Genomic DNA, 17,074 nt, shown 5'->3' with positions numbered 1-17,074 from the left:
CCATCTGTTGATGTAAGTGCCTGTTGCTATCTGGCCTCGGTTTTCTGACGAATAATAATTAATGTGAACAACCCCGGGGCCACCGAGCGTTAGCTATGACCAATATCCAAAAATTTTTGATTGCCGCACTGGCGGGTCTGCATTTGTCTGTGTTGGCGGAAACTGCGCCGACAGAGGAGCCGTCGCTGCCAACTGACCCTGAAACCGTTGCCGATCTGACCCAGAGTGTTCAGGAGCTGAACCGGGATTTGCTGATTCTTGAGGAAGAGCTGTTGTTTCCCACTCATACCCAGGTGGCGGTGTTTGTGTCTATGGATGTGGGCCACTATTTCCGGCTCGATTCGGTAAAACTCAAAATTGACGACGATATGGTCGCCAGCTATCTGTACACCGATCAGCAAACCCAGGCGCTTTATCAAGGCGGTGTGCAGCGCTTATACCTGGGGAATATCAAATCCGGCGCCCACGAAGTCAGTGCATTTTTTACCGGTGAGGGCCCCAATGGCCGCGCTTACAAACGGGGTGCAACCGCGACCCTGAATAAAGGCACCGAAGCAGTGCAGCTGGAATTGAAAATTACCGATTCCAGCGCCAAGCAGCAACCGGAATTTGAAATTCGCGAATGGTGATTTTGCAATGAGCCGCTGTTGTTTCACATTGCCGACACTGCACAACCTGATTCGCCCGATCGCTGCCTGTGTGTTGATGGTTGCGCTGCCAGCCACGGCCGCGAAAACCGAAAAACCATCCACCGTTCAAGATTTACGCTACGGAACTGCGCTCTACCAGTATTTTCAAAACAACTACCAGGCGGCTTTAACCGAGTTGCTGATTGCCGAGGAGCGCGGTGGCATTCAAAACCATGGGGATGCCGGTGAACTGATGCGCGGTGGTCTCAATCTGGCACTGGATATGGAGCCCCAGGCCACCGAGGTGTTTGAGCGCCTGATTAGCAGTGATACCCCGGAATCAGTGCGCAATGCCGCCTGGTTTTACCTGGGAAAACTGCGCTATCAACAGGGCCACTGGCAGGGTGCGGACAGCAGCCTTCAACGGGTACAGGGTGATCTGCCCAAAGCCATGGCCGATGAATTGCAGTCTCTCGCCATCAATATCGCTCTCAAACAACAGAACTATGTGCAGGCCGAACAGATGTTTGGCCAACAGACGGAATTAACCCCTTGGTTACCCTACATTTACTACAATCTGGGCACCGCCCATATTCGCGATGGTAACCGCGAACTGGGTGTGGGTTACCTGGATGCTCTGACTGGCCTGGAGCTGGAAGAGGAAGAACACCGGGCGTTAAAAGACAAAGCGCTGGCTGCTTCCGGCTACACCCTGATGTTGGCGGAAGATTACCAGGGTGCCATGAACCGATTTATTCAGGTGCGCCTGCACAGCCCTTTGATTCAACGCGCACTGTTGGGTTATGGCTGGTCGGCCATGGAGTTGCAACAGTACCCGATGGCGCTGTCCGCCTGGCAAAAGCTGGGGGAGCACTCCAGTTTCGATGCCAGTGTTCAGGAAGCGCTGTTGGCGATTCCTCACGTTTACGAAAAACTGGAATCACCGGGTCAGGCTTTGGAAGCCTATCTGGACGCGGAAAACAGCTACACCGATCAACTGGCCGAGGTGGAGCAAATGGCGGTCAGCCTGACTCGCGAAGACTTGCTGGCTGCATTGGAATTGTCGGCCAGTGATGACGATGAATTGGCCAGCACCAATAACCTGGATCGCCTGGCGGATTTTCTCAGCCTCCAACCCCTGCAAAATCGTGCCGGTGACCTACAACGGTTGCTGGGAATGCGGGAACAGCTGCAACAGTGGCAGCAAAAGCTGGATATTTTCCAGCACTTGCTGGAACAGCGGCAGCAGGCGCGAGGTGACAAGTTGCAATCCATTGAGCAGCGCCAGTTTGCAGCGCAGCTGGAACAAATGATGGCGCAGGGGGATCAGCGTACCGCGGATCTGCAGCGCATTATCGACAGTCGCGACCCAATGGCGTTGGTGGATGGCGACACCGCCGACTTGTGGCAGCGAGTGGTGCGTGCTGAGCGTCACTTGGCGCGACTCAAGGCCGCTGGTGAACTGTCAGATGTCGAGCAAACTGAATATCAGGAAATGTTGCGGCGCAGCCGTGGGCTGTTGTATTGGCAGGCCAGTGAGCAGTTTCCCGATAACCTGTGGCAACAGCAAAAGTCATTAAAACAGTTTCAAACCCAGCTGCTGGAAGCGGTGGAGAATTATCGTCATTTGCAGGACGTGATTGAACAAGCACCGGATATTGCGCCTTACCAGGCTCGCCTGGATGCTTTACAACAGCGTCTACTTGGCCGAGAACAGGCCGTTGCCGGTGCTCTTGATAAGGCGGAAGGTGAATTTCGTGCCGTGGTTGTGGCGGAATTGCAGCGCCAGCGCCAGCGGTTGCGTTATTACCAATCCCAAGCCCGTTTGGCGTTGGCTCGTTTGTACGACAGCGGTGGTTACGCAGAGGAAACCGGTGAGGAGGTGAACCCATGATGCGCCTCACTTCAATGGCTTTTGCATTGCTGTTTTTAACCGCTTGCAGTTGGATAGGGCTTGGCGATAAGAAAGCGCCACCACCACCCACCTTGGCAGAATTGCAGCCGGTGGAGTTGCCCGCAGTGGATCGCCAACCACCTAAACCCACATTGGGTGATATTGTGGGCCATTACCAATCTGCTCTGGAAATTGCTGAAGACCCGGAAATTCGCCGCAAAATTGAACGCCGTTTGGCTGGCCTGGAAATGCTGCAAAGTGAGCAGCGTCAGCTGGACAGTGGCGACACCGGACCCTATTACCAGGGGGCTGTGGATCTGTATCAAGGGCTGCTGAAAAACCACCCCAACCATTCCGGCAACGACCGTTTGCTGTACCAATTGGCGAAAGCCTACGAGCTGGATGGCAAATTGGATCAGGCCATGGTGCAGCTGAATCGATTGGTCGGTGAATACCCCCAATCCGATTATTACGGCGAAGCCCAATTTCGCCGTGCGGAATTGCTGTTTAGCCAGGGCGATTACCGCCGTGCTGGGGAAGCCTACGCTGCGGTAATCGATCACCAACAAGCCAGCGACAGCGCGTTTTATCGCAATGCGCTGTATATGCACGGCTGGTCTCAGTTCAAGCGCAATCGCTACCTGGACTCTCTGGATTCCTTTGCCCTGGTGCTGGATAAACTGCTCCCTGAAGCAGATAGCCTGGAGAAATTACCTCGGTCCCAGCGAGATATCGCTGACGATAGCTTGCGGGTGATGAGTTTGGTTTTCTCCTACCTGGATGGTGCTAAGACCATTGCACAAATGGCGGCAGAGCAGGGCGAGCGTCACTACCAGCATTTGTTGTATCAACAGTTGGGCGATCTGTATTTAGACAAAGAGCGCTACCAGGACAGCGCCGATACCTTCCTCGCTTTTGTAAAAGCCTATCCCGGCCACGATCGCGCACCGCTGTTTAACGTAAAAACCATTGAGGTTTATGGCAAGGGTAGCTTCCCCTTATTGGTGTTGGACGCCAAGCGTAATTTCGTGAGCAACTATGGCATTGCCAGTAATTTCTGGCAGCGCAAAGACGAAACGGTTCGCGATACGTTGCGCCCGCATCTGCACAGCTACTTGAGTGAGTTGGCTAAATACGAACACGCTGAAGCCCAGGTGCAACAGCGCCAGCTGGCGGATAACTCATTGTCTAGGAAAACCTCAAAAACCAAAATTACCGCGCAGCAAGTCCAAAAAACTTTTCTGGCGGCCGCTGGCTACTACCGGGAATTTGTTGCCACCTTTCCTGATGACAAGGCAACGCCCAATACTGTCTTTTTAATGGCTGAGAGCCTGTACGAAGGTAAAGATTTACCCGCCGCCATCGATGCTTACGAACAAGTGGCTTATGAGTACCGCAGCCAAGACAACGGTGCGGAGGCCGGCTATTCGGCAATTCTGACCTACGATCAGCATTTGTCTGTTGAAAAAAACCAACTGACCGCAGATCAACAGCAACAATGGCAGTACCGAAAAATCGACAGTGCCCAGCGCTTTGCGGATAACTACGGCAATGACAAACGCGCCGTGCCGGTATTGACCAAGTCTGCCGAGCAGTTGCTGCTGTTAAAAGATTACCCTCGCGCCATTGCCGCCGCCGAGCAGGTCAGTGCCTGGCAGCCGCAACCAGCGGAAGAGTTACGTCGTACCGCCTGGTTGGTGCAAGGGCACAGCCAATTTGAACAACAGCAATTCGAGTTGGCTGAAAACGCCTATCGCGGTGCTCTGCAACTGATGGTGGGCAAAAAGCACCAGCAGAGTAGGGAGCAAACCACCGAGCGATTGGCGGCAACGGTGTTCAAGCGCGGTGAACAATTGCTCGTGGCGGATAATAAAGCTGCAGCGGTTGAGCAGCTGCTGCGCATTCAGTCAATCTCACCAGGCTCGGAAATTGCGATCAAAGGTCAGTACGATGCCGCGGCTTACTTAATGGAACTGGCTCAGTGGCAGCAGGCTGAAGCGGTGTTAGTGGCGTTTCGTCGCAGTTACAGCAGGCACCCTTTAACGGCGACGGTTCCAGCCAAGTTGACCAAGGTGTACCAGGAACAGGAAAAATGGGAGCCCGCCGCAGAATCGTTGCTGCAGATGACCGCTGCCAGTGACGACCCGGAATTAAAAAGGGAGTCCTTGTACCTGGCAGCTGAGATGTACGAAAAAGCCAAAAACTGGCCGCAAGCCATTGAGCATTTTCGCGATTACGCCCACAGCTACCCAGAGCCATTTGCGGTGGTGACCGAGGCGCGTTACAAAATGAGCCAATTTTACGTGACCACAGATGAGCCACAGAAACGCCGTTACTGGTTGCGCAAGTTGATTGAAGGCCATAAACAGGCAGGTAAAGACAACCAGCGCTCTCAATATCTGGCGGCATTTTCTGCCAACGTGCTGGCCGGTGACGAATACGACAAATTTAAGCGCATCGCCTTAAAACTGCCCCTGAAAAAAAGCCTCAAGAAAAAGCGTGCCGCGATGGAAAAAACCATTGCCGCTTATCAGGGGGTTCTGGACTACAGCGTACAGGAATTCACCACCCAGGCGAGCTTCCGCCTGGGGGATGTTTACGCGCAGTTGAGCAACGATTTAATGAACTCCCAGCGCCCCAAGTTGAGCGAGTTGGAACTGGAGCAGTACGACCTGCTGCTTGAGGAACAGGCCTATCCCTTTGAGGAAACCGCCATTGATATTCACCAGCGCAATGCCCAGCGCAGCTGGCAGGGTATCTACGATCAATGGGTAAAACAGAGTTTTACAGCGCTGGCGGAATTGATGCCAGGGCGCTATCAAAAGCCGGAAAAAATGGTAGAGGTTAGCCGTGATATTTACTAAAAAAATTCTGGCTTTGTTTGCCGCTGCTCTGCTGTTAACCGGTTGCGGCTCACTGCCGTTATTAAGTGGCGGCGATCAAGCCGAAACAGTGGTAGAAAACGAGCCAGAAGAAAGCAAACAAGCAGTTGCTGATGAGCAAAGTCAGGCATCGATAAATCCCTATCTTGAAAACCGAAAATCAATTCCGGCAGCGGCGCAGAAGCGTTTTGCGCAAGCACTTGCGGCCATGGATAATGGCCAATGGCAACAGGCAGAAGAGCCACTGCTGCAAATCACTATTGATTACCCCAAGCTTTCTGGTGCTTACCTGAACTTGGGAATCTGCTATCGCCATATGGGTAAGCCGAAGTTGGCGGAAGATTATTTTATGGAAAGCATTCGCGCCAACGCCAACAATCTGGATGCGTACAATTGGCTGGCGCTGACAAAGCGGGAAGGCGGCGATTTTAAAGCGGCGGAAAACCTGTACCAACAGGCGTTGGCCGTTTGGCCCGATCATCCGGAAAGCCATTACAACCTGGCGGTGCTCAGCGAGCTTTATATGGGCAACCTTGAACAAGCTCGGCACCATTTTTCTCAGCACCAGAAACTGCTGACAGAGCCGGATAAGCGCATTGCCGCCTGGATCAAGGATCTGCAACGTCGCATCAATGCCCTGGCAGATAACGGAGCGACACCATGATAAAAAAAACCAGTGTCATTGCAGCGAAGGCGGCAACCCGGTTATTGGTCACAGTTGCTTTTTTGGTCATTTGTGGCTCCGCTGTTGCGGAACAATCCGAGGCACAAAAGCCCGAGCCGAAAAAGCCGCAAACGGGTTCCACTATCCTTACTTTGCAATCCACCATTACCGGCAACCGTGAACAGCCTAAAGTTTTGTACATTGTGCCCTGGCAGGCACCGGATGGCCCAGAGTCACTGCGCCAGGGTTTTCAAAGCGACCTCGATGAGCTGTTTCAGCCGGTGGAGCGAGCGGAGTTTCTGCGCCAGTTAAAACACCGTTCCGTACCCCTTTCGAGCACCACTCCACAAAACCAAAAATAGCTGAACCAACTGCCTCAAAACTGTTAGGCAGTTCACGGTTATTTGCGCCTCAAATAGGCATTGTTGAGCCTACGAAGCCGGTAAAACCGATAATAAATACCGGCATGAAAACCTACTGCAAAAACACACGGTTAAATTTCGAAGGGTGAACCTATGGAATTCCTGAATACGATGCTGCGCTTTTTCCAGCAGGGCGGCCACTTTATGTACCCCATTGCCATTGCCCTGGTGTTTGGCTTGGCCATTGTGCTGGAACGCTGGTTGTTTCTCAGCCGCACCACAGTGGCCAATCGCCGGGCTTTTGAGCGCATGTTGCCGATGCTGCGCAAAAAGGATTTCCTCGGTGCCCAACAGCAGGTCGCTAACAACAAGGTGCCTATTTGCCGAATTGTGGCCTCTGGCATTTCTCGTATGTCCCAGACTCCGCGTCGCAACGAAATTGAGGCAGCCATGGAAGAGGGCATGATGGAAACCCTGCCACGCCTGGAAAAACGCACCCAATACTTGGCCACCCTGGCCAATATTGCCACTCTGCTGGGTCTGCTCGGTACCATTATTGGCCTGATTGCCGCCTTTACCGCAGTGGCCAATGCAGACCCCACTGAAAAAGCAACCTTGCTGTCGCAAAGTATCTCTGTGGCAATGAATACCACCGCATTCGGATTGATGACCGCTATCCCTCTGTTGCTGGCTCACTCTATGTTGCAAACCAAAACCACCGAGATTATCGACAGCCTGGATATGGCCACAGTCAAGTGCCTGAACCTGCTGACCGGTGAGAGCAAAGCCCAGGCTCGCAGCCGCAGTAATGACCCAGCACCCAACGCAACACCAGCTACCGCCTGAGCATTTTGAGCAGAGCCACTAAGGGGAATTATTGATGTTGCGAGGTAGACGCCACAGCGAGCGCCGCGGTTTTCAGGAAGCCGAGCTGGATATCACATCCTTTATGAACCTGATGATTATTCTGGTTCCAGTGTTGCTGATGAGCATGGTGTTCTCTCATATCACTGTACTGGATTTGAAACTACCTGATTTGGCTCAACCCGGCTCCAAAGATAACGAAGAGAAACAACAGCTCGAAATAGTGGTACGAGCCGATTATATCGATGTCACCTATCCCCGTGGGCAGCGCTTAAAGCGTATTGAAGTTTCTGAAGATGGCCACGATTTTGTGTTGCTTTCCAGTGTGCTTCAAGAGGTGAAGCGCCAGCTTCGTGAGAAGGATATTGAAAAGCGTGACGTTCTGATTCTTTCTGAACCGGATACCAGTTACCAAACCATTGTCCGCACCATGGACACGGCACGTTCATTTTCCACAGTGGTGGCCGCTTCGGTGGTTCAGGCTGAATTGTTTCCTGAAATTTCCCTGGGCGATGCTCCTCAACTACCCAACGCCGCCAAAACCGTCGCTGCTTTGGGGGTTGGCCAATGAAACAGTCCATGCGCGCCAAACGGCTTTCCAGGCACCACAAACGGATGAGCAAAACTTCAAAGCTCAACCTGGTATCGCTGATGGATATTTTTACCATTTTGGTGTTCTTCCTGTTGGTCAACTCTTCTGACGTAGAAGTGTTGCAAAACAACAAAGAAATCAAACTGCCAGAATCTGTTGCCGAGCAGAAGCCAGAGTTGAATCTGGTGGTGATGGTGAATAATACGGATTTAATGGTTTCCGGCAGACCATTGGCAAAAATTGAAGACATTCTCAATGCAACTGCAGAAGAGGATGGTCAGATTGCGGTATTGCGGGATGAACTCAAGTACCAAATAGAGCGTCGTCCACAATTGACGGAACTCGAGAAAAAACGTGGTCGCGCGGTGACCATTATGGGCGACCAGGCAGTCCCTTATATGCTGCTGAAGAAAGTTATGAAAACCTGTGCCGCTAACGAATATCGCCATATTTCCCTGGCGGTCAGTCAGGTGCCCGTGGATTCCGGCTTAGAAGCGCAGCCCGGCAGTGGTGAAAGGGAGGGTGTTGTGTCTGATTCTCTGGCGGCTGCGTTCCCAACCACTGGTTTGCCTTCCGTAACAGAGAGGGGGCAATAACGTGACTGCAGCGGTCAGCGTACATTCTCACTCGCCCAATCTGCAGCTGGCCTGGTCTGGGTGCTTTGATATTGATTACGACTTCAAGCGGATTCTCAGGGTTTTTCTGATCGTTTTTGCGCTGGTTGCGATTGCTGTTCCCTTTATCCCTGTGCCTGAAATCCCCCGCGCCGAACAGGAAATTCTGCCCCCTCAATTGGCCCAGGTGGTGCTGGAAGAACAAAAACTCCCAGAACCGAAAAAGGAAATTCCCAAACCTAAGCCCAAGCCAAAACCCAAGAAGCCAGAAGTTCAGAAAAAACCGGAACCGAAACCCGTACCCAAACCAAAACCCGAACCGGTGAATCGTTTGGAAGACGCTCGCAAGGTGGCGGCACAGAGCGGTATTAATCAATTTAAAGACGATTTGGCGGCGATGCGCGATGTGATGGATATGGCGCAGTTGGAAAAGAATAACCTGAGCAGTGGTATTCACACAGCGGCCGAGGTGAAAAGAGATGTGATCAATTCGGGTGCCGCTGGTACCAGTGGTGGCATCAATACTGCTGATTTAAGTACCGATGTGGGTGGTGTTGCCCTGTCTGGCCGTGAGAATGTACAAGTCAGTAGCACTATCCAGCAGGGCATTGCTAATGGCAAGAGCGCTCCTCGCAATAGCCGTGGCGTGGCTGGCCGCAGTGACCAGGAAATTCGTCGGGTGATGGATCGTCACAAGGCAGGCGTTTTTTCGGTGTATAACCGGGCGCTCAGAAAACACCCTGAGCTGGAGGGTAAATTTACCTTCAAGATGATTATTGAATCGGACGGTCGAATCTCCAACGTTGAGCTAGTGAGCAGCGAGTTAAAAAACACTGCCCTGGAGCGAAAGCTGCTGGCAAAAATCCGGATGATTCAATTTCCGGCCACCTCTCTGGCGAGAACCGAAAAAAAATACACTTTTGCCTTCCTGCCTTATTAATTTCCATTTTGAGAATTGTCCTCGGATTACTGATTTTTGTCGCTCCCGCGAATGCGGGAGCCTATGGTTATTAAAGACTTTTAGATTCCGCCTGCGCGGGAATGACAAAGATCCCCAGTGTCTTGTTGCATACTGCAATAACTAATCCCGGCTATAATTACCCATACTCACATCAACCGGACTCTCCCGCTATATGGACGTTTCCAATCCCAACAACAAAGCAGATACATCGGCAAAGAAACAGCGCTGGCGGCTGCCTATTGCGGTGAAAATGGGGGTCAGTATCAGTGTGTTGTTGGTATTGGGTATGGCGGCGTTGGCGTGGGGCATGTTGGCCTATCAGCAGCGCGCCAATTTTCAGCAGGCGGAAGAGTTTGGCGATGTGATTGCCGCACAGCTGGCCGCCAGTGTTACCGAACCTCTGTTTGCCGGTGGTCAACTGGAGCTGGAGGTGCTGATTAACAACGTCACCCAGAATAAACGCATTATGGGGGCGGCAATTTTCGACCATCAATTTGCCCTGTTAGCCAGCTCAGGGGTTTTGCCCCGTTTCAGTTTGATCGATTTTTCCAGCTCCGGTCAGCGTTTACAGTTGGCGGACTTTGACGAAAATGCAGCGTTTCCCACCATGATTTTCAAGCGCGCGTTGATTCGGGTGAGCCCGGTGGTATACCGGGAAGCCACCGGCGGCTATGTGGTGGTGGCACTGCCGGAGGCGTCTACGGAAGCGGCCTACAAGCAAGCGGTGCAAGCAGTGGTGATTATCGCCTTGCTGCTGTGCGGCACCGTTGTTCCACTGGCTTTGATTATGGGCAAGCGCATGTCGCGTCCGATTCAGCGCCTGGTGGAAGCCACAGAAGCCATTGGCAGCGGTGGCGTTTACAGCATTGCCGACCGGCGCAGTGATGAAATTGGCGAATTGATCGAAGCCATTAACAATATGGGCAGCCACCTGTTGCATAAGTCTGAGGTGGAAAGTCGCCTGGAAATGCTGCTGTCAAAGCAGGTGGCGCGCAAGGTGATCAGCAACCTGGATACTGTAAGTATCGGTGGTGAACACGTGAATGCCACTGTGCTGTTTGCCGATATCGTCGGGTTTACCAGTATTTCCGAGAAGCTGACTCCCCAGCAGGTCAGTGAATTTCTCAATGAATTCTTTGGTTATCTGAACCGCTGTTGTCGTTTCTTTTTTGGCTCCATCGACAAGTACATTGGCGACTGCATTATGGTGCTGTTTGGTGCCCACGAGCCCGATGAGGATCAGCAGTACAACGCCATTGCCTGCGCTGTGGTGATGCAGCGTTTTCTGGCTGAGCTGAACAAGCAGCGGGAGCGACAGGGGAAGTTCCCGGTCAACTTGCGCATCGGCATCAACAGCGGCGATATGGTGGCGGGAATGATTGGGTCCCCGGAGCGCATGGAATACACCGTGGTGGGGGACGCAGTGAACCTGGCTTCACGACTGTGTGCAGAAGCGGACGGCGGCCAGATTATCGTGGAAGAATCCCTGTATCACAGCCTCAATGAAAAACACCGTCTCACGGTGGAAGAGAAAAAAATTATCAACGTGCGGGGTAAAAGTGAACCTGTACACATCTATAATGTTCGCGGTATTCACTTTAAACGGCGGCAATTTGTGGAAGATCTGCTCGATGATATGGTGAGTCACGGGGCCCACCTGTGATTCGCTGGTTCAATTCCCTGTGGTTGATGGCAGCTCTGCTGCTCAGTGCATGCAGTACACCACTGTTGCTCAATGAGGCGGACATACCCGCCCGCCTGGAACAATTGATTGCCGATCAACAATATCGTCGTACTCTGGCGGTTATCGACAGCGTCAAACCCAAATCGCCGTTGTATCAACAAGTGCAAACCCTGCGCCAGGATGTGCTGGTAGATATGGAAAGCTACGACAGCGGTGTGGTCGCAGAAACCGCAGCTTTGCAAAAAGCTTTGCAATGGCAACAAGCCAAAAACCGCTTTGAAGAGGCGCTGCCACGGTTGCCCAAAGACAGTCGCAGTCACGAGGCTTATCAACAATTTCTGGAAAAACGCAGCCGCTACATCAGTGACGAGCAGCTCAAACTCAACTTGTTGTTGGGCGAACGCATGGTGGAGGAGGGAATCCATCGCCACAATATTCAACAAGCAGATCCCGGCTCCTGGGGAGCCAATTGGGCGCTGAAAAAATACCAGGGGCGCCGGGAAGATGTGGCGGAGTACCTGGCTAACCAGGGGCTGGTTGCTCTGGAAAAGACTGATTACGGCAACGCCAAGAAGTACTTGAAACTGTCCTATCAATTGCAGCCGGACGACAATGTCAAATTGGCTCTGGACAAAATCAACAGCGAACTGGACCAGCGCTGGACCAAACATCTGCAAAAGCGCGAGCAGGCTTACAACACCGTCGTTGCCCGTTACCAAAAAGCCATCGACAGCAAAGCGTTTCCGCTGGCTCAACAGCTGTTGGCTGAACTCAAAAGCCTCAACCCCAAAGACTCGAATAATCAGCAGCGTCAGCAACAATTGGATGCTGCTGTTGACCTGACCATAGAGCAGGCCATTGCCCGTGGAGAAGCGGCTTATTCCGATGGTGATGTGAAACTGGCGTTACGTATCTGGCGAACTGCCAGTGAGCTTTCCCCTCAGCATCCGGCACTGTTACAACACATTACCCGAGCGGAAAAATTTCTGGAAAACTACGAATCCCTGAAGTGAGCCGCTACAATGGGCGCTTTTTTACGATAGTTGCTTATGGAAGCTCGCCCACATTTTTCCCTGTCGCTGTTGCACCCACGTTACTGGTTAACCTGGCTTTGGTTAACTCTGTGGCGTTTGTTAGTGCTGCTGTTGCCGTATCGGGTACAGCTGTGGCTGGGGCGATCACTCGGTGGGCTGTTGGCAAAGGCTGTGCCCCGTCGGCGCAAAATTGCTGCTCGCAACCTGGAGCTTTGCTTCCCTGAACTGAGCGCTGAACAGCGCGAGGAACTGCTGAACAAGCACTATCAAAGCGTCGGTATTGCGACTTTCGAGACTGGCATCGCCTGGTGGTGGCCCAACTGGCGCTTTCAGAAGTTACTGCAGTTCGAGGGGCTGGAGCACATTGAACAGCTGAATGGCCGTGGCGCGCTGTTAATGGCATTGCACTTTACCAACCTGGAAATAGGGGCCTCGGCCATGTCCACCCGGGTCTGTATGGACGGTATGTACCGCCCCAATAACAATCCGGTTTTTGACTATGTGCAGCGCCGTGGCCGCGAGCGTCGGGTGGAAGGTGGCCGGGTTTACCCGCGCAAAGATGTGCGTGGTGTACTCAGGGCATTAAAAGAAGGGCGCATACTCTGGTACGCACCAGATCAGGACTACGGTCCCCAGCAGAGTATTTTTGCCCCCTTGTTTGGCCATCAGGCGGCAACGGTGGTAGCCACTGGTCGCTTGGCGGGCAAAAGTGGCGCGGCGGTGGTGCCCTATACCCATTTTCGCCGGGAAGACGGTAGGGGGTATATTGTGCGAATTTATCCACCGCTGGAACAATTTCCCAGTGGTGACGATCTACAGGACGTCACCCGGATCAACGGCTTGGTGGAAGACTATATTCGCCAGTGCCCAGATCAATACCTGTGGGTACACCGGCGTTTTAAAACCCGGCCCGACGGAGAAGCGTCTCTCTACGATTCCCCTTGAGCGACTGCTCGGTGACCAGTACCATAGCCCCCTTTGTCCGCTTGCGGCCAATTCACGTGTTCAACGCTTATTTCAACAGGATTTTCAATGATTACCGGTAGTATTGTCGCTTTAGTTACCCCCATGTTACCCGGCAGTAACGAGGTGGATTGGGAAGGGCTGAAACGATTGGTGGATTGGCACGTGGAAACAGGTACCAGTGCTATCGTTGCTGTGGGCACTACCGGTGAAGCATCCACCCTGAGTATGGATGAGCACAAAAAGGCGGTTGGTGAAGTCGTCAAGTACGCTGCGGGCCGCATATCGGTGATTGCCGGTACTGGTGCTAACTCAACCAAAGAAGCGCTGGAGTTAACTGAGCAAGCCAATGAAGTGGGGGCGGATGCCTGTTTATTGGTAACGCCTTATTACAACAAGCCCACCCAAGAGGGCCTGTACCAGCACTACAAATTTATTGCCGAGCGTGTCGATATCCCGCAGATTTTGTATAACGTGCCCGGACGCACCGCTTGTGATCTGTTGCCGGAAACCGTATTGAGGTTGGCGCAAATTGACAATATCGTCGGTATTAAAGAGGCCACTGGAGATTTGCAGCGGGCACGCGAATTAATTGACAGCTGCCCCAAGGACTTTGCCATTTACTCCGGCGATGATATGACCGCCACTGAACTGATGTTGATGGGTGGCCACGGTGACATTTCGGTCACTGCCAATGTTGCCCCGCAATTAATGGCGCAGATGTGCAGTGCGGCATTGGCCGGCAACGGCGATGAAGCCAGAGCCATCAATGCCCAATTAGATGCTCTGCACAACGCCCTGTTTGTAGAGTCGAACCCAATTCCAGTGAAGTGGGCACTGATGGAAATGAACCGTATTCCTCGTGGCCTGCGTTTACCCCTGACTCTTTTGTCCGAACAACAACAGCCAGTAGTTCGTGCGGAATTGCAACGCGTGGGGCTGCTGTAGTGGAGAAGCGTACTTTGGGTTTTAAAACCGTCTTTGCTATGGCTCTCAGCCTGTCTGTTTTATCCGGGTGCAGCCTGTTTGGCGATACCTTCCGCAACCGCAATAACGATTACCAGCTGGCTGAAGAGGCGCCGGAGCTGAAGTTGCCGGAGTCCACAGCGGACGGTGCTATTGCTGAGCTGTATCCCATACCTGCTATTCCCGATGATTCATTGGTACCCGGTAAGTTTAGTGTGCCTCGTCCTCAACGTGCATCCCTGGCGGCTTTTGAAAAACAGGTCAAAATTCAGTCTCTTGGTGGTAAGAGCTGGGTGTTGGTGCAAGCCAGCCCGGATCGGGTGTGGCCGGAAATTCGCAATGTGCTGACTCGCAACGGCATCTTTGTGGAATCACTGGATGCCAAAAACGGCCTGATCGAAACCATCTGGGTGAATTACAAAGAAGACGAAACCTATTCTCACCGCTATCGCCTCAAAGTAGAGCCCGGTGTGCAATTCAACACCACCGAGGTGAGTGTGTTGCACAACAATGCCACTAAAGGTGACGAGCGGGAGACAGCTTGGCCGCTGCAATCCAACGACAAAGAGCGTGAGCGAGAGCTGAGGCGCCTGGTCGCTGAAGCATTGGCGGGGGATATCGGCAACAGCTCTGTATCACTGCTCGCTCAAACCATTGGTGGTGAAGCCAAGGTGGAAGTGGTAAGCGGTAGCGACGAGCAGCCCTATGTATTGATTAAATTGGACTACCCCCGTTCTTGGGGTTCGGTGGCCTACTCGCTGGGTGATCGCGACGGCACAGGTGCGTTCTCCATTGTTGACCAGGATCGCAGCGCCGGCATTTTCTATGTGCGCCACAAAGAACTGGATGAAAAGGGCGGCTGGTTTAGCGGTTGGTTTAGTTCTGACGACGACAAACAGAGCCGCCGAGTTGACTACCATGTTACTGCCACCCAAGTAGATACCGGTGTGCAAGTGCGTATTGCCAACCCCGATGGTTCTTTGCTGGACCCCAATGATGCGCTTCGCTTGTTGAAAGAGATTCGCGGCAACCTGTCTTAGGGCACCTCTAAAAATGCGCTATTTTTAGAGGCACCCTCACAACGGACTACTCTGTGAAATTTGCTTCTCTTGGCAGCGGTAGCCAGGGCAATGCGACCTTGGTTGAAGCTGGCAACACCTGCGTATTAGTCGACTGCGGGTTTTCCATGCGCGAAACAGTGCGTCGTCTTGCCCTGTTAGAGCGTCATCCAGAACAGCTGAATGCCATTCTGGTGACCCATGAACACGGGGATCACATCAAAGGTGTTATGCCTTTGGCGCGAAAGTATCAACTTCCTGTTTACCTAACCGCCGGCACTGCCAAAGCCGCCGTGGCTAATGGCGTGGTGTTGCACACCGTTGAAGACGCTCAAACGCTGTCTATTGGCGATCTCAGTGTGCTGCCGGTCGCAGTACCCCACGATGCCCGAGAGCCGGTTCAGTTTCTGTTTTCATACCAACAATTTCGTTTGGGGGTGCTGACCGATATTGGTTCTATTACTCCCTATGTGGTGAAGTGCTTTGATGGTTGCGACGGTTTGCTTCTCGAGGCCAATCACGACTTGCAGATGCTGGCGGCGGGTCCTTATCCGCCCAGCTTGAAGCAACGTGTGAGCGGTCGCTGGGGGCACCTAAACAATGGCCAAAGCGCTGAGCTGCTGAGCCAGATTGACTGTGCTCGACTGCAACATCTGGTGCTGGGGCATATCAGCTTGCAAAACAATAACCTCGACCGGGTTAAAGCAGCGGTTGAGCCCCACCTGGAAGGCGTAGGGCGTGTGCACTACGCTTGCCAAAATGACGGGTTTGGCTGGCTACACTTGGTGGAAAACGGATAGTGTCGAGTCAGTTGCCTTGCATGTTTGCAATAGCAATTTAAGAGGGGCTTGTAAGTTATTGTTTTTTCGATGTTGTCCACAAGTCAATATTGTGTGACTGTTTTTTGACATATTTTTTAAAAATTTCTTTTTAAGGCTATAAAATTCTTGTAGGTGTTTGAATTTTAAGATTTTTATACTCCTGTTTAAAATGTCGCCAATTTGAGAACAGTGGCGCTACGACGGGCTTTTGCGGCAGTTACAAAAAAGTTGTTAACAGAGTTATCCACAGGATGTGTGAGTAACTGTAAGAATACCCTGTCAACAGCCAATCAAAGGCTGCGTTATTGGCGGGAACAAACAGCCAATATTGCCAAACAGTCGTTTGTTGGCAGTTGGCGAATCGCTACAATAGCGCTTTTTTACAACGACATGATTAGGGAGCTTTGCATGAACAATTTGCCATTAAAATCACAGCTGAAGTTGACCGCAGCAGTTTGCCTGCTCGGGGTTGCTGCGGCTTGTACCACGGTGAACCCTTATTCCGGTGAGCAACAAACCAGTAAGGCTGCCAGTGGCGCAGGTATTGGTGCTATTGCCGGTGCGGTAGTGGGCGCCATTGCCGATGATGGCGATCGCAAGAAGGGAGCACTGCGTGGTGCTGCTGCCGGTGCACTGCTGGGTGGTGGTATTGGTTACTACATGGACGTGCAGGAAAAGCATCTGCGTGATCGCCTGGTGGGTACCGGTGTTCAGGTTCAGCGGGACGGTGACAATATTCGCCTGATTATGCCCAGCAACATTACGTTTGGTGTGGATCGCCACGATGTGCGTTCCGAGTTCTACCCAACCCTGGAATCGGTGGCGTTGGTCATTGATGAATTTGATCAAACCAATGTACGTGTGTATGGCCACACGGACTCTACTGGCTCAGATGCCCACAACCAGGTTTTGAGTGAGCGCAGAGCCCAAAGTGTCGGCCAACTGTTGCTGACCCAGGGGGTTGCTGGCAATCGTATCTCCACCTTTGGTTACGGCGAAAAATACCCGGTCGCCAGCAATGGTACTGCCGATGGTCGCCAATTAAACCGTCGTGTGGAGCTGGAGCTTCAGCCCATTGAGCAGTAA

The 17,074-nt window shown here is 52.5% G+C and carries 16 protein-coding genes; all 16 read left to right on the top strand.

Translation table 11 applies throughout. The annotated features are described in order from the left end of the window. Positions 1–95: 95 nt before the first annotated feature. The 16 genes from KFE80_04140 to KFE80_04065 all read left to right on the top strand — a co-directional run bounded on the left by KFE80_04140 (position 96) and on the right by KFE80_04065 (position 17,074). The gene (locus KFE80_04140; protein UTW46094.1) at positions 96–629 is read left to right on the top strand and encodes an AraC family transcriptional regulator; all 534 of its coding nucleotides are present in this window, start codon (positions 96–98) and stop codon (positions 627–629) included. 7 nt (positions 630–636) lie between these two features. After that, positions 637–2,523, top strand: coding sequence for a hypothetical protein (locus tag KFE80_04135; protein ID UTW46093.1), 1,887 nt, complete (start codon positions 637–639; stop codon positions 2,521–2,523). Next, a complete protein-coding gene (locus KFE80_04130; protein UTW46092.1) occupies positions 2,520–5,387 on the top strand; it encodes a tetratricopeptide repeat protein in 2,868 nt (955 codons plus the stop codon). Before KFE80_04135 ends, KFE80_04130 begins: the two co-directional genes overlap by 4 nt. Then, the gene (locus KFE80_04125; GenBank protein UTW46091.1) at positions 5,374–6,069 is read left to right on the top strand and encodes a tetratricopeptide repeat protein; all 696 of its coding nucleotides are present in this window, start codon (positions 5,374–5,376) and stop codon (positions 6,067–6,069) included. Before KFE80_04130 ends, KFE80_04125 begins: the two co-directional genes overlap by 14 nt. Next, positions 6,066–6,431, top strand: coding sequence for a hypothetical protein (locus KFE80_04120; protein ID UTW46090.1), 366 nt, complete (start codon positions 6,066–6,068; stop codon positions 6,429–6,431). The genes KFE80_04125 and KFE80_04120 overlap by 4 nt, the downstream gene beginning before the upstream one ends. 153 nt (positions 6,432–6,584) lie before the next feature. Continuing rightward, a complete protein-coding gene (locus KFE80_04115) occupies positions 6,585–7,277 on the top strand; it encodes a MotA/TolQ/ExbB proton channel family protein (GenBank protein UTW46089.1) in 693 nt (230 codons plus the stop codon). Positions 7,278–7,311: 34 nt separating this feature from the next. After that, positions 7,312–7,866, top strand: a complete 555-nt coding sequence (locus KFE80_04110; GenBank protein UTW46088.1) for a biopolymer transporter ExbD — start codon at positions 7,312–7,314, stop codon at positions 7,864–7,866. After that, a complete protein-coding gene (locus KFE80_04105) occupies positions 7,863–8,483 on the top strand; it encodes a biopolymer transporter ExbD (protein UTW46087.1) in 621 nt (206 codons plus the stop codon). The genes KFE80_04110 and KFE80_04105 overlap by 4 nt, the downstream gene beginning before the upstream one ends. Position 8,484: 1 nt before the next feature. Beyond that, positions 8,485–9,441: an AgmX/PglI C-terminal domain-containing protein gene (locus tag KFE80_04100; protein UTW46086.1), complete on the top strand. Its 957-nt coding sequence runs from the start codon at positions 8,485–8,487 to the stop codon at positions 9,439–9,441. Positions 9,442–9,634: 193 nt separating this feature from the next. Further along, positions 9,635–11,125 (top strand): HAMP domain-containing protein, encoded by a 1,491-nt coding sequence (locus KFE80_04095; protein UTW46085.1) that lies wholly within the window; start codon positions 9,635–9,637, stop codon positions 11,123–11,125. Then, entirely contained in the window at positions 11,122–12,159 is a 1,038-nt protein-coding gene (locus KFE80_04090; GenBank protein UTW46084.1) for a hypothetical protein, read from the top strand. The genes KFE80_04095 and KFE80_04090 overlap by 4 nt, the downstream gene beginning before the upstream one ends. A gap of 36 nt (positions 12,160–12,195) precedes the next feature. Next, positions 12,196–13,125, top strand: coding sequence for an LpxL/LpxP family Kdo(2)-lipid IV(A) lauroyl/palmitoleoyl acyltransferase (gene lpxL / locus KFE80_04085; protein UTW46083.1), 930 nt, complete (start codon positions 12,196–12,198; stop codon positions 13,123–13,125). A gap of 87 nt (positions 13,126–13,212) precedes the next feature. Further along, positions 13,213–14,091: a 4-hydroxy-tetrahydrodipicolinate synthase gene (locus KFE80_04080; GenBank protein UTW46082.1), complete on the top strand. Its 879-nt coding sequence runs from the start codon at positions 13,213–13,215 to the stop codon at positions 14,089–14,091. After that, positions 14,091–15,149, top strand: a complete 1,059-nt coding sequence (bamC, locus tag KFE80_04075) for an outer membrane protein assembly factor BamC (protein UTW46081.1) — start codon at positions 14,091–14,093, stop codon at positions 15,147–15,149. Before KFE80_04080 ends, bamC begins: the two co-directional genes overlap by 1 nt. A gap of 53 nt (positions 15,150–15,202) precedes the next feature. After that, positions 15,203–15,967: an MBL fold metallo-hydrolase gene (locus tag KFE80_04070; GenBank protein ID UTW46080.1), complete on the top strand. Its 765-nt coding sequence runs from the start codon at positions 15,203–15,205 to the stop codon at positions 15,965–15,967. A gap of 429 nt (positions 15,968–16,396) precedes the next feature. Then, the gene (locus tag KFE80_04065) at positions 16,397–17,074 is read left to right on the top strand and encodes an OmpA family protein (GenBank protein ID UTW46079.1); all 678 of its coding nucleotides are present in this window, start codon (positions 16,397–16,399) and stop codon (positions 17,072–17,074) included.

The sequence above is a fragment of the bacterium SCSIO 12696 genome (assembly GCA_024397955.1).
GTDB lineage: Bacteria > Pseudomonadota > Gammaproteobacteria > Pseudomonadales > Porticoccaceae > SCSIO-12696.
This window is presented reverse-complemented; position numbering and strand designations above follow the sequence as displayed.

Excerpts from the sequence above, each read along its gene's own strand:
- KFE80_04065 (UTW46079.1), top strand. The coding sequence starts at position 16,397 with ATGAACAATTTGCCATTAAAATCACAGCTGAAGTTGACCGCAGCAGTT.
- lpxL (UTW46083.1), top strand. The coding sequence starts at position 12,196 with ATGGAAGCTCGCCCACATTTTTCCCTGTCGCTGTTGCACCCACGTTAC.
- KFE80_04130 (UTW46092.1), top strand. The coding sequence starts at position 2,520 with ATGATGCGCCTCACTTCAATGGCTTTTGCATTGCTGTTTTTAACCGCT.
- KFE80_04105 (UTW46087.1), top strand. The coding sequence starts at position 7,863 with ATGAAACAGTCCATGCGCGCCAAACGGCTTTCCAGGCACCACAAACGG.
- KFE80_04140 (UTW46094.1), top strand. The coding sequence starts at position 96 with ATGACCAATATCCAAAAATTTTTGATTGCCGCACTGGCGGGTCTGCAT.
- KFE80_04080 (UTW46082.1), top strand. The coding sequence starts at position 13,213 with ATGATTACCGGTAGTATTGTCGCTTTAGTTACCCCCATGTTACCCGGC.
- KFE80_04115 (UTW46089.1), top strand. The coding sequence starts at position 6,585 with ATGGAATTCCTGAATACGATGCTGCGCTTTTTCCAGCAGGGCGGCCAC.
- KFE80_04110 (UTW46088.1), top strand. The coding sequence starts at position 7,312 with ATGTTGCGAGGTAGACGCCACAGCGAGCGCCGCGGTTTTCAGGAAGCC.
- KFE80_04120 (UTW46090.1), top strand. The coding sequence starts at position 6,066 with ATGATAAAAAAAACCAGTGTCATTGCAGCGAAGGCGGCAACCCGGTTA.
- KFE80_04135 (UTW46093.1), top strand. The coding sequence starts at position 637 with ATGAGCCGCTGTTGTTTCACATTGCCGACACTGCACAACCTGATTCGC.
- KFE80_04095 (UTW46085.1), top strand. The coding sequence starts at position 9,635 with ATGGACGTTTCCAATCCCAACAACAAAGCAGATACATCGGCAAAGAAA.